The sequence below is a fragment of the Rhodococcus sp. (in: high G+C Gram-positive bacteria) genome, assembly GCF_049591685.1.
Lineage (GTDB): Bacteria > Actinomycetota > Actinomycetes > Mycobacteriales > Mycobacteriaceae > Rhodococcoides.
Genome location: NZ_JBAWFH010000433.1, coordinates 1 through 1,666, shown reverse-complemented (window position 1 = coordinate 1,666; position 1,666 = coordinate 1). Strand labels below are relative to the sequence as shown.

The 1,666-nt window shown below is 69.3% G+C and carries 2 protein-coding genes; both read right to left on the bottom strand.

Annotated elements, in window-relative coordinates; genetic code table 11:
* Positions 1 to 1,125 (bottom strand): MFS transporter (locus WBQ44_RS18270; RefSeq protein WP_495568088.1); only part of this gene is annotated, 1,125 nt, incomplete at its 3' end.
* A gap of 328 nt (positions 1,126 to 1,453) precedes the next feature.
* The coding region (locus WBQ44_RS18265; protein WP_495568087.1) for a pyridoxine 5'-phosphate oxidase C-terminal domain-containing protein at positions 1,454 to 1,666 on the bottom strand (213 nt) is incomplete at its 5' end.

Sequence of the window (1,666 nt, the reverse complement as noted above, 5' to 3'; positions counted from 1 at the left end):
CCACAGCGGGGTGCCGGCGTCGATGGTGGACAGCAACGCGATGCCGGCGATCACGGCGACCATGCCGCCGACGAGCCAGCGCTTCCACACACCGGTGGCGGAGATGATGCGACCGCTGAGGATGCTCGAGACGAGCAGGCCGCCGACCATACAGATCGACATCAGGCCGGCCTCGGTCGGGCTCATGTCCTTGGCGCGCTGGAAGTAGAGGCTGAGGTAGACCGTCGAGCCGAACATCGCGACACCGATCAGCACCGAGGCGACCGTGGCGAGCGAGAGCGTGCGGTCCTTGAAGAGGCGCAGCGGGATGACCGGGTCCTTGGCGACGTTGGCCTCGACGTGGACGGCCGCCGCGATGATCGCGACGGAGCCGGCCACGAGCAGGCCGCTGGTCCACGAGATCCAGTCGAAGTTGATGCCGCCGAGCGAGACCCAGACGAGCAGGATCGAGACGCCGCCGACGAGCAGGAAGGCGCCGAGGTAGTCGATCGAGACGTCGTCGCGCTTCACGACGGGGAGGCGCAGCGTCTTCTGCAGCACGACGAAGGCGAGGGCGGCGACCGGGAGACCGGCGAAGAAGCACCAGCGCCATCCGACGGTGTCCACCAGGACGCCACCGACGAGCGGTCCGCTGACCGTGGCGAGGGCGAAGACCGCGCCGATGTAGCCGCTGTAGCGACCGCGCTCACGCGGGGAGACCATCGTGGCGATGACGACCTGGACGAGCGCCGTCAGGCCGCCGACGCCGAGGCCCTGCACGACGCGGGCACCGATCAGCACCTCCATCGACGGCGCGAAGCCGGCGATGAGCGAGCCGATCGAGAAGATGATCAGGGCCGTCTGCACGAGCAGCTTCTTGTCGAAGAGGTCGGCGAACTTGCCCCAGATCGGGGTCGTCGCGGTCATCGCGAGCATGGTCGCGACGACGACCCAGGTGTAGCCGGTCTGGCTGCCCTCGAGGTCGGTGACGATCCGCGGCAGCGCGTTGGACACCACGGTGCTGGAGAGCATCGCGACGAACATGGCGAGGAGGAGGCCGCTGAGCGCCTCGAGCACCTCGCGGTGGCTCATCTCGCCGGCCCGCTCGGCCGGCGGGGCCGGCGCGGGGGTGGGTGCGTGGGTCACGACATCTCGTTCCATGAACCGGAAAGGTTGCTGAAGGCAACTATATTCCCGCCACCCCGACAGGGCCGACATGTGAACGACCCACAGGCGTGGCAGCCGCGGTGCGGCGCCGCTCCGGAGGACGTGGGTCCGGATCACCTGCGGGTCGGGTGGCTGCTGTGGATTCGTCAGCAGCCAGGCCGGGCAGTCGCAGCCCGGTCCTACTACTGGCTGCTAGCGGGCAGCCACCTCACGCGTCCCAAAAGAATTCATTTCCTGGACCACCTCCTTTCCCGTGTTCCTCCACGGTAGACGCGCCCCGTCCCCGGCTCAAGGGGTTTCCCAGCGGTCAGGGCGCGAGCCGGACGACGTGCCAGGCGCCGCTCTCCGCGCGACGGTAGACGAGTCGGTCGTGCATCCGCCCGGGTCGGCCCTGCCAGAACTCCACGGCGGCCGGGGACACGGCGTACCCGCCCCACTCCTCGGGCACCGGGACCTCGGCGGGGAAGCGTTCCTCCATCACGGCGAAGGACTCGGCCAGCTCGTCGCGGCTGGCCACCTC